This window comes from Pseudonocardia oceanicola, from assembly GCF_047200735.1.
Classification (GTDB): domain Bacteria; phylum Actinomycetota; class Actinomycetes; order Mycobacteriales; family Pseudonocardiaceae; genus Pseudonocardia.
In genome coordinates, this window is record NZ_JBJZON010000008.1 from 157,885 (window position 1) to 174,915 (window position 17,031).

At 73.3% G+C, this 17,031-nt stretch carries 14 protein-coding genes; 6 read left to right on the plus strand and 8 right to left on the minus strand.

Annotated features, from left to right (window positions below; translation table 11 throughout):
- Positions 1–131: 131 nt before the first annotated feature.
- Genes ACL02T_RS14410 through ACL02T_RS14440 form a run of 7 tightly spaced genes read right to left on the minus strand, consistent with a single transcriptional unit; the run spans position 132 to position 6,480 of the window.
- Positions 132–536: a metal-sulfur cluster assembly factor gene (locus ACL02T_RS14410; RefSeq protein WP_412831200.1), complete on the minus strand. Its 405-nt coding sequence runs from the start codon at positions 534–536 to the stop codon at positions 132–134.
- Entirely contained in the window at positions 533–973 is a 441-nt protein-coding gene (gene sufU / locus ACL02T_RS14415; protein WP_412831201.1) for a Fe-S cluster assembly sulfur transfer protein SufU, read from the minus strand. Before sufU ends, ACL02T_RS14410 begins: the two co-directional genes overlap by 4 nt.
- A complete protein-coding gene (locus ACL02T_RS14420; protein ID WP_412831202.1) occupies positions 974–2,293 on the minus strand; it encodes a cysteine desulfurase in 1,320 nt (439 codons plus the stop codon).
- A complete protein-coding gene (sufC, locus tag ACL02T_RS14425) occupies positions 2,290–3,054 on the minus strand; it encodes a Fe-S cluster assembly ATPase SufC (protein WP_412831203.1) in 765 nt (254 codons plus the stop codon). Before sufC ends, ACL02T_RS14420 begins: the two co-directional genes overlap by 4 nt.
- 20 nt (positions 3,055–3,074) lie before the next feature.
- On the minus strand, positions 3,075–4,280 hold the full coding sequence (gene sufD / locus ACL02T_RS14430; protein ID WP_412831204.1) for a Fe-S cluster assembly protein SufD: 1,206 nt from the start codon (positions 4,278–4,280) through the stop codon (positions 3,075–3,077).
- A complete protein-coding gene (gene sufB / locus ACL02T_RS14435; RefSeq protein ID WP_412831205.1) occupies positions 4,277–5,713 on the minus strand; it encodes a Fe-S cluster assembly protein SufB in 1,437 nt (478 codons plus the stop codon). Before sufB ends, sufD begins: the two co-directional genes overlap by 4 nt.
- On the minus strand, positions 5,710–6,480 hold the full coding sequence (locus ACL02T_RS14440; protein ID WP_412831206.1) for a helix-turn-helix transcriptional regulator: 771 nt from the start codon (positions 6,478–6,480) through the stop codon (positions 5,710–5,712). The genes sufB and ACL02T_RS14440 overlap by 4 nt, the downstream gene beginning before the upstream one ends.
- Positions 6,481–6,709: 229 nt before the next feature.
- Here ACL02T_RS14440 and mptB point away from each other — a divergent pair, with 229 nt between their 5' ends.
- From mptB to ACL02T_RS14465, 5 genes are all read left to right on the plus strand, one after another.
- On the plus strand, positions 6,710–8,278 hold the full coding sequence (gene mptB, locus ACL02T_RS14445) for a polyprenol phosphomannose-dependent alpha 1,6 mannosyltransferase MptB (RefSeq protein WP_412831207.1): 1,569 nt from the start codon (positions 6,710–6,712) through the stop codon (positions 8,276–8,278).
- A gap of 77 nt (positions 8,279–8,355) precedes the next feature.
- Complete coding sequence (locus tag ACL02T_RS14450; RefSeq protein ID WP_412831291.1) at positions 8,356–9,282, plus strand: ABC transporter ATP-binding protein; 927 nt, start codon at positions 8,356–8,358, stop codon at positions 9,280–9,282.
- Positions 9,283–9,341: 59 nt separating this feature from the next.
- Entirely contained in the window at positions 9,342–10,058 is a 717-nt protein-coding gene (locus ACL02T_RS14455) for an ABC transporter permease (RefSeq protein WP_412831292.1), read from the plus strand.
- A gap of 24 nt (positions 10,059–10,082) precedes the next feature.
- On the plus strand, positions 10,083–11,042 hold the full coding sequence (locus ACL02T_RS14460; RefSeq protein ID WP_412831208.1) for a COX15/CtaA family protein: 960 nt from the start codon (positions 10,083–10,085) through the stop codon (positions 11,040–11,042).
- 444 nt (positions 11,043–11,486) lie between these two features.
- Entirely contained in the window at positions 11,487–13,529 is a 2,043-nt protein-coding gene (locus tag ACL02T_RS14465; protein ID WP_412831209.1) for a S9 family peptidase, read from the plus strand.
- A 64-nt stretch (positions 13,530–13,593) separates the two neighbouring features.
- Here the strand turns inward: ACL02T_RS14465 and ACL02T_RS14470 are convergent, their stop codons facing one another.
- Positions 13,594–14,463, minus strand: a complete 870-nt coding sequence (locus ACL02T_RS14470) for a heme o synthase (protein ID WP_412831210.1) — start codon at positions 14,461–14,463, stop codon at positions 13,594–13,596.
- A 456-nt stretch (positions 14,464–14,919) separates the two neighbouring features.
- Here ACL02T_RS14470 and tkt point away from each other — a divergent pair, with 456 nt between their 5' ends.
- Positions 14,920–17,013: a transketolase gene (tkt, locus tag ACL02T_RS14475; RefSeq protein ID WP_412831211.1), complete on the plus strand. Its 2,094-nt coding sequence runs from the start codon at positions 14,920–14,922 to the stop codon at positions 17,011–17,013.
- The last annotated feature ends 18 nt before the right edge of the window (positions 17,014–17,031 follow it).

Here is a 17,031-nt window from a genome sequence, read left to right on the forward strand (position 1 = left end):
GCGCATTCGGCGGCCGCTTCAGCGCGTCATGGAACCATGATGCGTGATTGACGGCCGCTTCAGCGCATCATGGAACCATGATGCGCAACTGACGGTCGGCTCAGCGCATCATGGTTCCGTACTGCGCTGGGTCAGACGCGGAAGCCGAGGGCGCGCAGTTGCTCGCGGCCGTCCTCGGTGATCTTCTCCGGACCCCACGGCGGCATCCAGACCCAGTTGATCGTGATGTCCTCGACCAGGCCGCCGTTGCTCGGGCCGGTCAGGGCCGAGCGGGCCTGCTCCTCGATCACGTCCGTCAGCGGACAGGCCGCCGAGGTCAGGGTCATGTCGATGACCGCCGTGTTGTCCTCGACCTTCATCCCGTAGACCAGGCCGAGATCGACGACGTTGATGCCCAGCTCGGGGTCGACCACGTCCCGCATGGCCTCCTCGAGGTCGTCGAGCGAGGGGCCCTCGCCGGCGGCCGGCGGCTCCGGCATCCCGGCGGCCCCCCGGACGACCTCCGTGTCGGTCGTCCCGGTGGTGTTGTCGCTCATGCCTCCTCCTTCACCCGCGCGACCGCGTCCTTGAACGCCATCCAGCCCAGCAGAGCACACTTGACGCGCGCCGGGTACTTGGCGACCCCGGCGAACGCGATCCCGTCGCCGATGACCGCCTCGTCGCCCGGGATCTTCCCGCGGCTCTGCGCCATCTCCTGGAAGGACTCCAGGATGCGGAACGCCTCGTCGACGCTCCTGCCGACCACCAGGTCGGTGAGGACCGACGTCGACGCCTGGCTGATCGAGCAGCCCAGCGACTCGTACGAGACGTCCTCGACGTTCTCCCCGTCCAGCTTGACCCGCAGGGTCACCTCGTCCCCACAGGTGGGGTTGACGTGGTGGGTCTCGGCGTCGAACGGTTCCCGCAGGCCCGCGCCGTGCGGCTGCCGGTAGTGGTCCAGGATGATCTCCTGGTACATCTGCTCGAGCTGCACCTACCCGACACCTCCCGCGGGCCTGCCGGAGGGAGCGTCGACTCCGAAGAACGCCCGGGCGGCCCGCACGCCGTCGGCGAGCTGGGCCACCTCCGCAGGCGTGGTGTACACGTGGAAGGACGCTCGGACGGTCGCCGCGATCCCGAACCGTCGGTGCAACGGCCAGGCGCAGTGGTGCCCGACCCGCACGGCGATGCCCCGGTCGTCGAGCACCTGCCCGACGTCGTGCGCGTGCACCCCGTCGACCACGAACGACACGGCGCCGCCCCGCTGCTCGAGCGAGTCCGGGCCGACGATCCGCACGCCCTCGACCTCGCGCAGCGTGTCCAGCGCGACCCGCGTGAGCTCCTGCTCGTGGGCGAAGACCCGGTCCATGCCGATCGCGGACAGGTAGTCCACCGCGGCGCCCAGGCCCACGGCCTGGGAGGTCATGGGCACACCGGCCTCGAACCGCTGCGGCGGCGGGGCGTAGGTCGAGGCCTCCATCCGCACCATCTCGATCATCGATCCGCCGCTGAGGAAGGGCGGCATCGCGTCGAGCAGCTCGGTGCGGCCGTAGAGCACGCCGACCCCCGACGGGCCGAGCATCTTGTGCCCGGAGAACGCGGCGAAGTCGACGCCGAGCGCAGTCAGGTTGACCGGCATGTGCGGCACCGACTGGCACGCGTCGAGCACGGTGAGAGCGCCGACGGCCCGGGCCCGCCGGACCAGCCCCTCGACCGGGGCGATCGTGCCCAGGACGTTGGACTGGTGGGCGAACGCGACGACCTTGGTCCGCTCCGAGAGCTCCAGCGAGTCGAGGTCGATCCGGCCGTCCTCAGTGACCGAGTACCAGCGCAGGGTCGCTCCGGTCCGCCGGCACAGCTCCTGCCAGGGCACCAGGTTGGCGTGATGCTCCAGCTCGGTGACGACGATCTCGTCCCCCGGCCCGACCGCGAACCGCTCCGACTCCGGCCCGAGGCCCGTGCGGACCGAGGAGTTGCTCATCGCGTACGCCACGAGGTTGATCGCCTCGGTGGCGTTCTTGGTGAACACCAGCTCCTCGGGCTCGGCCCCCGTGAAGACGGCGATCTTCGACCGCGCGGCCTCGTAGTCGTCCGTGGCCTCCTCCGCGAGCTGGTGCGCGCCGCGGTGCACGGCGGCGTTGTGCGTCTCGAGGAAGGCCCGCTCGGCGTCGAGCACCTGGCGCGGGCGCTGCGAGGTGGCTCCCGAGTCCAGGTAGACCAGCGGGCGCCCCTCGCGGACGGTGCGCGACAGGATCGGGAAGTCGTCGCGGATCGCGGCGAGGTCCAGACCCTGGGGGGCCTGGACGGCGGTCACGACGCCGCCGCCGCTTCCCGGACGAACCGCTCGTAGCCGTTCTTCTCGAGGTCGTCGGCCAGCTCGGGGCCGCCCGACTCGACGACCCGGCCGCCCGCGAACACGTGCACGTGGTCCGGGGTGATGTGCTGCAGGATCCGCGTGTAGTGCGTGATCAGCAGGACGCCGTTCTCGCTGCTGCGGAAGCGGTTGACGCCCTCGGACACGACCCGGAGGGCGTCGACGTCGAGTCCGGAGTCGGTCTCGTCGAGGATCGCGATCTTCGGGTTCAGGAGCGCGAGCTGCAGCACCTCGTGGCGCTTCTTCTCACCGCCGGAGAAGCCCTCGTTGACCGAGCGGTCGGCGAACTCCTCGGAGATGTCGAGGTCGGCCATGGCGCCCTTGACCTCCTTGACCCAGGTGCGCAGCTTCGGCGCCTCGCCGCGGACGGCGGTGGCCGCCGAGCGCAGGAAGTTCGCCATGGACACGCCGGGGACCTCGACCGGGTACTGCATGGCGAGGAACAGGCCCGCGCGGGCGCGCTCGTCCACGGTCATGTCCAGCACGGACTCGCCGTCGAGCAGCACCTCACCGGAGGTGATCTCGTACTTCGGGTGGCCCGCGATCGCGTAGGCCAGGGTCGACTTGCCGGAGCCGTTCGGCCCCATGATCGCGTGGGTCTCGCCGGCCTTCACGGTCAGGTCGACGCCGCGCAGGATCGGCTTGGGCCCGTCGTCGGTGCTCACCGACGCGTGCAGGTCCTTGATCTCCAGGGTGGCCACTTCGTAACTCCTGTGGTGGGTCAGACGCCGGTCACGGCGAGCTCGGCCTCGATGGCCTGCTCCAGCCGCTCACGCAGCTCGGGGAGGGTGGTGTTCGGGATGCGCTGCAGGATCTCGCCGAAGAACGCCCGGACGACCAGCCGGCGGGCCGCGTCCTCGGGGATGCCGCGGCTCTGCAGGTAGAACAGCTGCTCGTCGTCGAACCGGCCGGTCGCCGAAGCGTGCCCGGCGGAGACGATCTCGCCGGTCTCGATCTCCAGGTTCGGGACCGAGTCCGCGCGGGCGTGCTCGGTGAGTACCAGGTTGCGGTTGAACTCGAAGGTCTCGGTGTTCTCCGCCGCGGCCTGGATCAGCACGTCGCCGATCCACACGGTGTGCGCGTCCGGCGTGCCCTCCTTGCCCTGCAGGGCGTTCTTGTAGAGCACGTTGGACGTGCAGTGCGGCACCGCGTGGTCGACCAGCAGGCGCTGCTCGAGGTGCTGCCCGGCGTCCGCGTAGCCCAGCCCGACGAGGTCGACGTCGCCGCCCGGGGCCCGGTAGGTCACCGTGGGGCTGACCCGGACGAGGTCCCCGCCGAGCGACACGGACACCACCTTGAGGGTCGCGTCCCGCCCGATCGACAGATGCTGCGCGGACACGTGCACCGCGTCGTCCGCCCACTCCTCGGTGACCACCAGCGTCAGCCGGGAGGCGTCGGCGAGCACGACCTCCAGGTTGTCCGCCAGCACGCCCGACCCGCGGTGCTCGAGCACCACGGTCGCCTCGGCGTGCGTGGTGGTGCGCAGCTGCAGGTGCCCGGCGGCCGCCGCACCGGCGCCCGGACCCTCGACCGCGATCGTCACCGGGTCGGGGGTGCCGTCCAGCGTGACGATCGTGGCCTCGCGGAACGCGCTCCAGGCCTGGGCGGCCACGCGGTCCGCGGGGGTGCCGCCCGCGCCGATCCGCGGGTCGTCCCGACCGACGGTCTCGACGGTCACCGAATCGGCCCCGGCCCCCGTCACGGTGACCCGCACGGTGCCGCTCAGGTCCGCGGAGCCGTCGTGCAGGCCCTTGAGGCGCTTGAGCGGGGTGAACCGCCAGTTCTCCTCACGACCGCCCGGCACCTCGAAGGCGTCGACGTCGTAGGAGGTGAAACGCTCGCCGGCGGAGAGGACGGGCTTCTCGCCCTGCCCCTCCTTCGCGCCGGCCAGCTCGGGGGCGAGCCCCGCGACTTCCGGGGTCGTCATCCGACGGAACCCTCCATCTGCAGCTCGATCAGGCGGTTCAGCTCGAGGGCGTACTCCATGGGGAGCTCGCGCGCGATGGGCTCGACGAACCCGCGCACGACCATCGCCATGGCCTCGTCCTCGGTGAGACCGCGGCTCATCAGGTAGAAGAGCTGGTCGTCCGAGACCTTCGAGACGGTGGCCTCGTGCCCCATCTGCACGTCGTCCGTGCGGATGTCGACGTACGGGTAGGTGTCGCTGCGGCTGATCGTGTCGACCAGCAGCGCGTCGCACTTGACCGTGCTCTTCGAGTTCTTGGCCCGCGGGTTGACCCGGATCAGGCCGCGGTACGAGGTCCGGCCGCCGCCGCGCGCGACCGACTTCGAGATGATCGTCGACGACGTGTTGGGCGCCAGGTGCGTCATCTTCGCGCCCGCGTCCTGGTGCTGGCCCTCGCCGGCGAACGCGATGGACAGGACCTCGCCCTTGGCGTGCTCGCCCATCAGCATCACGGCCGGGTACTTCATGGTCACCTTGGAACCGAGGTTGCCGTCGACCCACTCCATGGTGGCGCCCTCTTCGGCCTTGGCCCGCTTGGTGACCAGGTTGTACACGTTGTTCGACCAGTTCTGGATGGTCGTGTACCGGACCCGGGCGTTCTTCTTGACGACGATCTCGACGACCGCGGAGTGCAGCGAGTCCGACTTGTAGATCGGCGCGGTGCAGCCCTCGACGTAGTGCACGTACGAGCCCTCGTCCGCGATGATCAGCGTCCGCTCGAACTGGCCCATGTTCTCGGTGTTGATCCGGAAGTAGGCCTGCAGCGGGATCTCGACGTGCACGCCCGGCGGCACGTAGATGAACGAGCCGCCCGACCACACGGCGGAGTTCAGCGCCGAGAACTTGTTGTCACCGCTCGGGATCACCGAGCCGAAGTACTCCCGGAACAGCTCCGGGTGCTCGCGCAGCCCCGTGTCGGTGTCCAGGAAGATGACGCCCTGCTCCTCCAGGTCCTCGCGGATCTGGTGGTAGACGACCTCCGACTCGTACTGCGCGGCGACGCCGGCGACCAGGCGGGCCTTCTCGGCCTCCGGGATGCCCAGCTTGTCGTAGGTGTTCTTGATGTCCTCGGGCAGGTCCTCCCAGTTGGAGGCCTGCTTCTCCGTGGACCGCACGAAGTACTTGATGTTGTCGAAGTCGATGCCGGAGAGGTCGGAACCCCAGCGCGGCATCGGCTTGCGCTCGAACAGGTCCAGCGCCTTGAGCCGGAAGTCGAGCATCCACTGCGGCTCGTTCTTGAGGCGGGAGATGTCGGCCACCACGTCGGCGGACAAGCCGCGACGGGCGGACGCGCCGGCGACGTCCGGGTCCGACCAGCCGAAGTCGTACCGGCCGAGCGTCGCGAGCGTCTCCTCCTGCGTGAGCCCTGGCTTCACCTCAGGAGTGGTCGTCATGAAGACTGCCTCCCTCTCGGGGACGTGGTGGTCGCTTGCTGTCCCAACGCTCCCGGGCGCTGCCCGGTACGGAGGCGTTCGGGAGCCTCCGGGAACACGGTGGGGACGTGGGTGGTGCACGCGGAGTCGCCGCGCGCGATGGTGGCCAAGCGTTGCACGTGCGTGCCGAGGACCTCCGCGAAGGCCGCGGTCTCGGCCTCGCACAGCTCCGGGAACTCGGCCGCGACGTGGGCCACCGGGCAGTGGTGCTGGCACAGCTGCACGCCGTGCCCGGCCTCGCGGGCCGCCGCGGCGTACCCGCGCGAGGTGAGCACCCGCGCGAGCGCCTCGGCCCGCTCCTCCGGCGAGCCCGCCGCGTGGATCTCGTCCTCGGCGCCGCCGAGCAGGTCGTGCACCCGGGACCGGGCGAACTCGCCGACGGCCTGCTCCCCCGCGTGTGCCGCGAGGAACCGCAACGCCGAGGTGGCCAGGTCGTCGTACCCGTGCCCGAAGCGGACCCGGCCCGCGTCGGTGAGCAGGAAGTGCCTGGCCGGACGGCCGCGCGAGCGCCGGGTACGGCGCGGCGCGTCCCGGGTCTCCGCCTCGCCGTCGGCGATCAGGGCGTCCAGGTGCCGGCGCACGGCGGCGGCCGAGAGCTCCAGCTCGGCGGCGACCTCCGCGGCCGTCACGGGCCCCTGCTCCAGCAGGAGCCGGGCGACGGCGAGCCGCGTCCGGCCCTCGTGCTGAGCGGGAACGGACCCCGGGTGCCCCGCCGGTGCGCCGGGCACGGCGACGGCGGACGCCTGAGGCGCCCGGGTCGCGATGCTCGGTCCGGCTGTTTTCACAACACCAGTGTTGCGTATATGCCCCGCGTCGGCAAAGGCGGCCCCCCGGGGGGTGACCGGACTCACCACCACCGCCGGACGGGCGCCGTTCGTCGGCCCGTACGGAGCCGCCCGCAGTGCGGGATCCCGGCTCCGGACGGCCGCCGTGCGGCCGGTCGATACGCTCGCGGGCATGGCCGCCCCCGCCCTGGACCCCACCGGGTCACCGCCGGTGGACCGGGCCGTCGCGGCCGATCCGGCCCGGCTCGCCCGGCGGCTCGGGCTGGCCGGGGCCCTGCTCATGGCCGTCGGCGCCCTGGGCGCCGGGGCGCTGCCCGTCCCCAATCCGCTCAACGGCCTGCGGCTGATCGGGCTTCCCGCCCGCAACGCCACCCTCGCCCTCGCCCTGACCTACGCGGGCATGGGCATGCTCGTGCTCGCCTGGCTGTGGATCGGGCGGATGCTCTCGGCGCGCGGGGCGGTGCCGCCCGCGCCGGACCGGCTCTCGCTCGGCCGCGCCGGGATCCTGTGGGCGTTGCCGCTGGCGCTCGCGCCGCCGATGTTCTCCAAGGACGTCTACAGCTACCTCGCCCAGTCGGCGATCGTCGCCCGGGGGCTGGACCCGTACGTCCTCGGACCCGCACAGGCGCTCGGCGTCGACGACCCGCTGACCCGCACGATCCCGACCATCTGGCGGGACACGCCGGCGCCGTACGGGCCGCTGTTCCTCGTCGTGGGGCGTGGGATCACCGCGCTGACCGGCAACGACGTCGTGTTCGGCGTCCTGGCCCACCGGATGCTGGCACTGGGCGGCGTCGCCCTGGTCCTCTGGGCGCTGCCGAAGCTGGCCCGCCGCTGCGGCGTCGAACCGGGGCTCGCGCTGTGGCTCGGTGCGGCCAACCCACTGGTGCTGTTCCACCTGGTCAGCGGCATCCACAACGAGGCGCTGATGCTCGGCCTGCTGCTGGCGGGCCTGCACCTGGCGCTCGGCGACCGGGAGGAAGCCGTCCCGTGGCCGCGCTGGGTCGCGGGGGCGGTGCTGATCACGCTGGGCGCCTCGGTGAAGCTGCCCGCGCTGCTCGCGCTCGGGTTCCTCGGGACGGACCTCGCCCGGCGGTGGGGCGGCCGGGCCTGGGACGTCGTGGCCGCGGCCGCCGCCCTCACCGGGGTGGCCGTCGCGGTCTACGCCGCCATCGGCCTCGGCACCGGCCTGGGCTTCGGCTGGGTGTCCACGCAGGGCACGGCCAACACCATCCGCAGCTGGATGTCGCTGTCCACCGACCTGGGCCAGCTGTCGGGGCAGATCGGCATCCTCGCCGGGCTCGGCGACCACACCGACACCACCCTCACCCTCACCCGCGGGCTGGGCGGTCTCGCCGCGGCGGCGGCCTGCGGCTGGCTGCTGTGGCTGTGCCTGCGGGGCCGGGTCGACCCGGTGACGGGCGTGGGTGCCGGCCTGGGTGCCGTGGTGCTCCTGGGGCCGGTGGTGCACCCCTGGTACCTGCTGTGGGCCGCGATCCCGCTCGCCGCCACCCGGGGGATGCCGCGCTACCGGCGGGTCGCGCTGGCCGCGTCGGCGGTGATCGCCGTGATGGTCCCGCCCACCGGGGCCGACTTCAGCTTCCGCGCCTACCAGCTCCCGTTCGGGATCGTGGCGGGTGCGGTGATCCTGCTCGTCGGGCTGGCGCTGGTCCGGCACGCGCTGCGCCGCGAGGCGGCCCGGGATCCGGGCGCCGCGCCCGCCTCCCGGACCCCTGCCTAGACTCGACCGCTGTGCAGATCCCCCCGTCGGCCCGGTCGGACGAGGCCGCCTCGGACGCCGCCGCGCCCGCCGCGGAGGTGCCTGCGGCCACCGCCGTGTCCGTACGTGGGCTGGTCAAGCGCTTCGGCGCCACGACCGCCGTCGCGGGACTCGACCTGACGCTGCGCCGCGGCACGGTCCTCGCGCTGCTCGGCCCGAACGGCGCCGGCAAGACGACCACCATCGAGGTCTGCACCGGTTTCCTGCGCGCCGACTCGGGCGAGGTCCGGGTGCTCGGGCTCGACCCGGCGGGCGCCCCTGACGCGCTGCGCGCGCGGATCGGCATCATGCCGCAGGGCGGCGGCGCCTACCCCGGGGTCAAGGCCGGCGAGATGCTGCGGCTCGTCGCCGCCTGTGCCGCGAACCCGCTCGACCCCACCTGGCTGATCGACGTGCTGGGGCTCGCAGGCGCCACCCGCACCCCCTACAAGCGGCTCTCCGGCGGCCAGCAGCAGCGGCTCGCGCTCGCGTGCGCCATCGTCGGACGGCCCGAGCTGGTGGTGCTCGACGAGCCGACCGCGGGCCTGGACCCGCAGGCCCGCCGGGTCGTGTGGGAGCTCGTCTCCGCGCTGCGCCGGGACGGGGTCGCGGTGCTGCTGACCACGCACCTGATGGAAGAGGCCGAGGCGCTCGCCGACGAGGTCGTCATCGTCGACCGTGGCGCGGTCGTCGCGGCCGGCAGCCCGGCGGAGCTCACCGCCGGCGGCGACGAGCAGGAGCTGCGGTTCCGCGCCCGCACGGGGATGGATGTCGCGGCCCTCGCCGCCGCACTGCCCGCGGGCTACCGCGCGGCCGAGACGGTCGCGGGGCGCTACGTCGTCCGCGGGCGCATCGACCCGCACGTCCTGTCCGCGATCACCGGCTGGTGTGCGGGCCAGGGTGCCCTCGCCGACGACGTCCAGGTCGCCCGGCGCAGCCTCGAGGACGTCTTCCTGGACCTGACCGGACGGGAGCTGCGGTCGTGAACGAACTCTTCGCGCCCGGGACCTTCACCCCGGCGCCGGGCCGGGGCCGGCTCGGCCGGATGCTGCTGGTCCAGGCGGCCACCGAGACCCGGTTGGCGCTGCGCAACGGCGAGCAGGTGCTGCTCACCCTGCTCATCCCCGTCGTGCTGCTCGTCGGGCTCACCGTGCTGCGGGTGGTCCCGCTGCCCGAGCCGCGGGTGGCGTCGGTGGTACCGGCCGTGCTGGCCCTCGCCGTGATGTCGACGGCCTTCACCAGCCAGGCCATCGCGCTGGGCTTCGACCGTCGCTACGGCGTGATCCGGCGGCTCGCCGCCACCGCACTCCCCCGCTGGCTGCTGGTCGCCGGGCGGCTCGCGGCCGTCCTGGCCGTCGTCGTGGTGCAGCTGGTGATCCTCGGCGCCGTCGCGGCGTTCCTCGGCTGGCGGCCCGGCGCGGCCGGTCTGGGCTGGGCCCTGCTGATGCTGCTGCTCGGCTGCGCGGCGTTCGGTGCCCTCGGGATCCTGCTCGGCGGCACGCTGCGGGCCGACATCGTGCTGGCCGTGGCCAACCTCGTGTGGTTCGTGCTGCTGCTCGGCGGCGGCATCGTGATCCCGCTCGACCAGCTGCCCGGCGGGATCGCCGCGGTGGCCGCCGCCCTGCCGTCGGGCGCCCTGGCCGAGGGGCTGCGTGCGCCGCTCGTGGCCGGGACCGCCCCGGGGATCGGCCCGGTGCTGGTGCTGGTCGGGTGGGCCGTCGTGGCCGGCGGGGTGGCGGTGAAGGCCGTCCGCCTGCGCTGAGCCGCATCTTCTACCATCTGTAGTGTGAACCTCCTGCGGCGCGTGCCGGCGACGTCCCCGCGGTGGATGCGGCGGCTGGCGATCCTGTCGCTCCTCGGGCAGGCCGGGATCATGGTCACCGGCGCCGTGGTCCGGGTGACCGGCTCCGGCCTGGGCTGCCCCACCTGGCCGAACTGCTTCCCCGGCTCGCTCGTCCCCGAACCGCACCCCGAGATCGCGCCGCTCACCCAGTGGGTCGAGTTCGGCAACCGGCTGCTGTCGGTGTTCCTCGTGGTCGTGGCCGGGTTGACCCTCCTCGCCGCGCTGAACGTGCGGCCCCGCCGCCGCCGGCTCACCTGGCTGGCGCTCGCCATGCCGCTCGGGGTGGTCGCACAGGCCGTCATCGGCGGGTTCACGGTGCTCGCGGGCCTGGTGTGGTGGAGCGTGATGCCGCACTTCCTGGCCTCGACGATCCTGGTGTGGCTGGCCGTCGAGCTGGTCGACGAGGCCACGGGCGGCGGCCCGGTGACGCGGACCGTCCCGCGGCCCGTCCGGATGCTCACCCTGGTCGCCAGCGTGGTGCTCGGCGCGCTGCTGGTCGCCGGCACGCTCGTGACGGCCGCGGGCCCGCACGCGGGCGACGCGGCCACCCCGCGCCTGGGCATCGGCGTGCCCGTGCTGGCCCAGCTGCACGCGGACCTGCTGTTCGCCTACCTCGGCCTGCTCGTCGGCCTCGGCTTCGCGCTGTGGACGGCCGGTGCCGACGCCCGGCTGAAGCGCCGCTACGCCGTGCTCGTCACCGTCGTGCTGGCCCAGGGCGCGCTGGGCGGGGTCCAGTACGCGCTCGGTGTCCCCGAGGTGCTGGTGGCCCTGCACGTCCTCGGTGCGGCGCTGACCACCGCCGCCGCCGCGGCCGTGTGGACGGCCACCAGCCACCGCGCACCCGCCCCGTCGCCGGTCGCGTCGCCGGCCTCCTCGGAGCCCACGCTCGCCGCGAGCCGCTGACCGGCGGCGGCCCTCGCCCGACGGGCGGCGAGCGGGAGCTCACGCCGCCCGGCGGCTCGCCCGGACGGTCAGCACCAGCGCGACCAGCGCCAGCGCCGCCACGATCCCGGAGAACACCACGCCGGCCGGAACCAGCCCGAAGGCCCGTGCCGCCGCGCCGACACCGATCAGGGCAGCGAGATCGCCACGTAGAGGACCAGGAAGAACGTCGCGACCACCGTGCCGCGCCCAGGCCCAGCCCCAGGCCCAGCCCCAGGCCCAGGCCCAGGCCCAGCATTGCTCGTCACCGGCCGTGCCGCCCTCCCGGCCGCCGCGGTCACTGGTCCCACCCGAGTCCCCTCCGCCGTGTCACGTCCCGCTCCTGCCCGCCCATTGTCCGTGCCGACACCGCAGGGCCGCGGAACCCTCCCCTCCCGACGGAGGGGGACGGTGTAGGTATGGCACGTGCCCGATCCCCTCACGGACCCGTCCGCCACCCCCCTCACCGACGACCTGCAGGCGTTCGTCGCGCTCCCCCGCCTCGCCGGGCTCGCCCTCTCCCCCGACGGGTCCCGGCTCGTCACCACCGTGGCGGCCCTGGACCGCGAGCGGACGGCGTGGCGCCCCGCGCTCTGGGAGATCGACCCGAACGGTGAGGCACCGGCCCGCCGGCTCACGCGCGGCGCCACGGGCGAGTCCGCACCGGTCTTCACCCCGGCGGGCGACCTCCTCTTCGTCTCCGCCCGCGCCGACCCCGACGCGGCCCCCGACGCCCCGGAGGCCGCGGCCCTGTGGTCGCTGCCGGCCGGTGGCGGCGAGGCCCACGTCGTCCGGACCCGGCCCGGCGGGATCTCCGCCCCGCACGTCGCCCGCGAGGCGGGCACGCTGCTCGTGACCTCGGCGACCCTGCCCGGCGCCGTGACCGGCGAGGACGACGCCGCCCGGCGCCGGGCACGCCGCGAGAACAAGATCTCGGCGATCCTGCACGCGGGCTACCCGGTCCGGTTCTGGGACCACGACCTGGGGCCCGACGAGGCCCGCCTGCTGACCGCCCGCCCCGGCGAGCCGTGGACCGACCTCACCCCGGCACCGGGCCGCGCGCTCGTGGACACCACGGCGGACATCGCGCCCGACGGGCGGACCGCTGTCAGCGGGTGGACCGTGTCCGACGGCCACGGCGTCTCCCGCGCGGTCGTGGTCGCGTTCGACACGGCGACCGGGGAGCGCCGCACGCTGCTCGACGACGCCGACCACGACTACGGCTCCCCGCGGGTCAGCCCCGACGGCCGGACCGTCGCCGCCGTCCGCACGCGCCGCTCGACGCCCGACCGCGCCCCCCGCCCGACCCTGGTGCTCGTGCCGCTCGCCGGCGACGGGCCCGACCGAGGGCCCCGCGAGCTCGCCGGCGACTGGGACCGCTGGCCGGTGGACCTGGCCTGGACGCCGGACTCGTCCGCACTGGTCGTGGTGGCCGACGAGCAGGGCCGCGGCCCGCTGTTCCGGATCGAGACCGGCTCGGGTTCGGTCACCCGTTTGACCGGCGACCACGGCGCCTACACCGATCCGGTCGTCGCGCCCGACGGCGGCCACGTCTACGCGCTGCGCTCGGCGGTGGACAGCCCGCCGGCGCCGGTTCGGCTCGACGCCCACACCCCCGGCCAGCAGCCCACCGCGCTGCCCGGTCCGGCCGAGCCACCGGCGCTGCCGGGCACGCTCACCGAGGTCACGACGACCGCCGAGGACGGCGGGCCGCTGCGCGCGTGGCTGGTGCTGCCCGCGTCGGCGACGTCGACGGACCCCGTCCCACTGCTGCTGTGGGTGCACGGTGGCCCGCTGAACAGCTGGAACGCCTGGCAGTGGCGGTGGAACCCGTGGTTGATGGCGGCCCGGGGGTACGCCGTGCTGCTGCCCGACCCCGCGTTGTCCACCGGTTACGGCCAGGCGTTCGTGCAGCGCGGCTGGGGCGCGTGGGGCGGTCCGCCCTACACCGACCTGATGGCGCTCACCGACGCCGCGGAGACGCTGCCCGAGGTCGACGCCTCGCGCACCGCGGCCATGGGGGGCTCCTTCGGCGGCTACATGGCCAACTGGATCGCCGGGCACACCGACCGCTTCCGGGCGGTCGTCACGCACGCGAGTCTCTGGGCGCTCGACCAGTTCGGCCCGACCACGGACTTCGCGGACTACTGGCTCACCGAGATGACGGCGGAGATGGCCGCGGAGAACAGCCCCCACCGGCACGCCGACGCGATCACCACGCCGATGCTGGTGATCCACGGCGACAAGGACTACCGGGTGCCGATCGGCGAGGGCCTGCGGCTGTGGTGGGACCTGCAGTCCCGCGTGACCGACCCGGCCGCGAATCCGCACCGGTTCCTGTACTTCCCGGACGAGAACCACTGGGTGCTCACGCCGCAGCACGCCGTGATCTGGTACGAGACGGTCCATGCCTTCCTCGCCCACCACGTCCTCGGCGAGCCCTGGCAGACGCCCGACCTGCTGCGCTGACGCGTGCCCGTGCGTGGTCGGCGGTGCTCGGAGCACCACCGACCACGCACGGACGGCGGGGCCGCTAGAGGACGGTGGGCAGGCCGATCGCGGCGTCGACGGCGATGGCCAGGAAGAGACCGCAGAGGTAGAGGTTGGACAGGTGGAACAACCGCATCGGCGCCACCTCCCGGCCCGCCTTCACCCCGGCGTGCAGCCGGTGCGCCATGACCACGAAGTAGACCCCGCCCACCAGGGCGAACGCCGTGTAGATCCAGGACGTGACGGGCAGCAGCAGGAAGCTCCAGGCCGCCATCACCCAGGAGTAGGCGACGATCCGGACCGACACCTGCCGCGGCGTGGCCACGACCGGCAGCATCGGCACCTCGGCGGCCGCGTAGTCGTCCCGGTACTTCATGGCCAGCGCCCAGAAGTGCGGCGGCGTCCAGAAGAAGATCACGCCGAACATCACCAGGGCCGGCCAGCCGACCGTGCCGGTGACCGCGGACCAGCCGATGACCACCGGCATGCAGCCGGCGGCGCCGCCCCACACGATGTTCTGCGAGGTCCGCCGCTTGAGCACCAGCGTGTAGACCAGCACGTAGAAGGCGATCGCGGCCACCGACAGCACCGCGGACAGCAGGTTCGTCGTGGCCCACAACCAGGCCGCCGACAGCGCCCCGAGCACCAGGCCGAAGATCAGCGCGTTGCGCCGGGGCACCTCGCCGCGGGCGGTGGGCCGCCGTGACGTGCGCTTCATCTTGGCGTCGATGTCCGCGTCGGCCACGCAGTTGAGGGCGTGCGCGCTGGCCGCGGCCATCGCCCCGCCGACGAGGGTGGCGAGGATCAGCCACACGGACGGGATCGCCCGTTCGGCGAGGATCATCGCCGGCACCGTGACCACGAGCAGCTGCTCGATGATCCGCGTCTTGGTGAGCCCCAGATAGGCCCGCACCGTCTCCCGCCACCGCGCGAGCCGCCCGCGAGCGGGTGCGCCCGCCGACCCCGGGGGTCCCGTCCGGTCGGGCCTGTCGGCCGCTCCCCGGTGTGAGACGGGTGCGCTCACCAGTTGGTACCTCGCTCGCCGACGGACTGTGGTGGGTGCCGCGTCCACCGGCCCGTGTCGCACGCTCGACCCACGGACCGACTTCTACAACGCGTCGATGCTAACCGGTGGAATGCGGGCCGGCGGGGCGGGGTAGTCCCGTGGGTGTCCGATCGACGAGCGGATCGGGCGACGTCCGGTGCCCGGCCGCTAGAGTCCGGGGTCGATAGAGTCGGGGTCGAGCCGGACGCGCCGACCGGTCCGCGCCGCCGACGTCGTGGTGGACCCGGGGCATGGGCACGAGGCATGGAGACGGCCCCCGCCGGGTAGGTCGGCGTCCCACCCACGAGGACAGGAGCTTCAGGCGTGTCTGTAACGGAGTCCGAGATCGAGGCACTGACCCAGGCGCACGTCCCGGACGACTGGTCCGATCTGGACAAGCGCGCCGTCGACACGATCCGCGTGCTCGCCGCCGACGCCGTGCAGAAGTGCGGCAGCGGCCACCCGGGCACCGCGATGAGCCTCGCCCCCCTCGCCTACTGCCTCTACCAGCGTGTCATGCGGCACGACCCGAGCGACCCGGGCTGGGTCGGGCGGGACCGCTTCGTGCTGTCCGCGGGCCATTCCAGCCTCACCCTGTACATCCAGCTCTTCCTCGCCGGCTACGGCATGGAGATGGAGGACCTGGCGGCACTGCGGACCTGGGGCTCCAAGACCCCGGGCCACCCGGAGCTGGAGGCCACCCCCAACGGCGTCGAGATGACGACGGGGCCGCTCGGCCAGGGCCTGTCCTCCGCGGTCGGGATGGCGATCGCGGCGCGGCGCGAGCGCGGCCTGTTCGACCCGGACACCCCCGAGGGCGCCTCGCCGTTCGACCACTTCATCTACGTCATCGCCTCCGACGGGGACATCGAGGAGGGCGTGACCAGCGAGGCGTCGTCCCTCGCGGGGCGCCAGGAGCTGGGCAACCTCGTCGTCTTCTACGACGACAACAAGATCTCCATCGAGGACGACACGACCATCGCGCTGTCCGAGGACACCGCGAAGCGCTACGAGGCCTACGGCTGGCACGTCCAGGTCGTCGACGGCGGCGAGAACGTCACCGGCATCCTCGAGGCGATCGAGAACGCCAAGGCCGAGACCGGCCGGCCGTCGTTCATCCTGCTCCGGACGGTCATCGGCTACCCGGCGCCCACCAAGATGAACACCGGCAAGGCGCACGGCTCCGCGCTGGGCGCCGACGAGGTCGCCGAGGTCAAGAAGATCCTCGGCTTCGACCCGGAGAAGAGCTTCCAGATCGAGCCCGAGGTGCTCGCGCACACCCGCTCCGTCGGCGAGCGGCAGGGCGGGGCGATCGATCGGTGGCGTACCACGTTCGACGACTGGGCGATGCGTGAGCCGGAGCGCAAGCAGCTGTTCGACCGGCTGCTGGCCAACGCGCTGCCCGAGGGCTGGGCGGACGCGCTGCCCACCTGGGAGCCGGACTCGAAGGGCCTCGCCACCCGCAAGGCGTCGGGCGAGGTGCTCAAGACGCTCGCCCCGGTGCTGCCCGAGCTCTGGGGCGGCTCGGCCGACCTGGCCGAGAGCAACAACACCACGATGGAGGGCGCGGACTCGTTCGGGCCCAAGAGCGCGGCCACGAAGATGTGGAACGCCGAGCCCTACGGCCGCACGCTGCACTTCGGCGTGCGCGAGCACGCGATGGGCGCGATCCTCAACGGCATCGCCCTGCACGGCCCGACCCGCCCGTACGGCGGCACGTTCCTGCAGTTCAGCGACTACATGCGGCCCGCGGTCCGGCTCGGCTCGCTGATGAAGACCGCGGCGATCTTCGTGTGGACGCACGACTCCATCGGGCTCGGCGAGGACGGGCCCACCCACCAGCCGATCGAGCACCTGGCCGCGCTGCGGGCGATCCCGAACCTCTCGGTGCTGCGTCCCGCCGACGCCAACGAGACGGCCGCCGGCTGGCGGGCCACCCTCGAGTGGCAGGACGGCCCGGTGGGCATGGCCCTCACCCGGCAGAACGTCCCGACCCTCGAGGGCACCTCGTACGAGGGCGTCAAGAAGGGCGGCTACGTGCTTGCCGACGCCTCGAACGGCGACCCGCAGGTCGTGCTGATCGCCACCGGATCCGAGGTGCAGCTCGCGGTCGCGGCCCGGAAGACGCTGGAGGCCGACGGCGTTGCCACCCGGGTGGTGTCGATGCCCTGTGTGGAGTGGTTCGACGCGCAGGACGCCACGTACCGCGACTCCGTGCTGCCGCCGTCGGTGACGGCGCGCGTCGCGGTCGAGGCCGGCATCGCCATGCCGTGGTACCGGTTCGTCGGCGACGCCGGGCGGATCGTCTCGATCGAGCACTACGGTGCCAGCGCCGACCAGGCCACCCTGTTCGAGAAGTTCGGCTTCACGCCGGAGGCCGTCGTCGACGCGGCCCGGGCGAGCCTCGGCAAGTCCTGAACCCGCCACCGGAAGAAG

Bases quoted from the DNA above. Each gene is read 5' to 3' on its own strand.
- ACL02T_RS14410 (WP_412831200.1), bottom strand. From the start codon at position 536: ATGAGCGACAACACCACCGGGACGACCGACACGGAGGTCGTCCGGGGG.
- sufD (WP_412831204.1), bottom strand. From the start codon at position 4,280: ATGACGACCCCGGAAGTCGCGGGGCTCGCCCCCGAGCTGGCCGGCGCG.
- sufB (WP_412831205.1), bottom strand. From the start codon at position 5,713: ATGACGACCACTCCTGAGGTGAAGCCAGGGCTCACGCAGGAGGAGACG.
- mptB (WP_412831207.1), top strand. From the start codon at position 6,710: ATGGCCGCCCCCGCCCTGGACCCCACCGGGTCACCGCCGGTGGACCGG.
- ACL02T_RS14455 (WP_412831292.1), top strand. From the start codon at position 9,342: ATGCTGCTGGTCCAGGCGGCCACCGAGACCCGGTTGGCGCTGCGCAAC.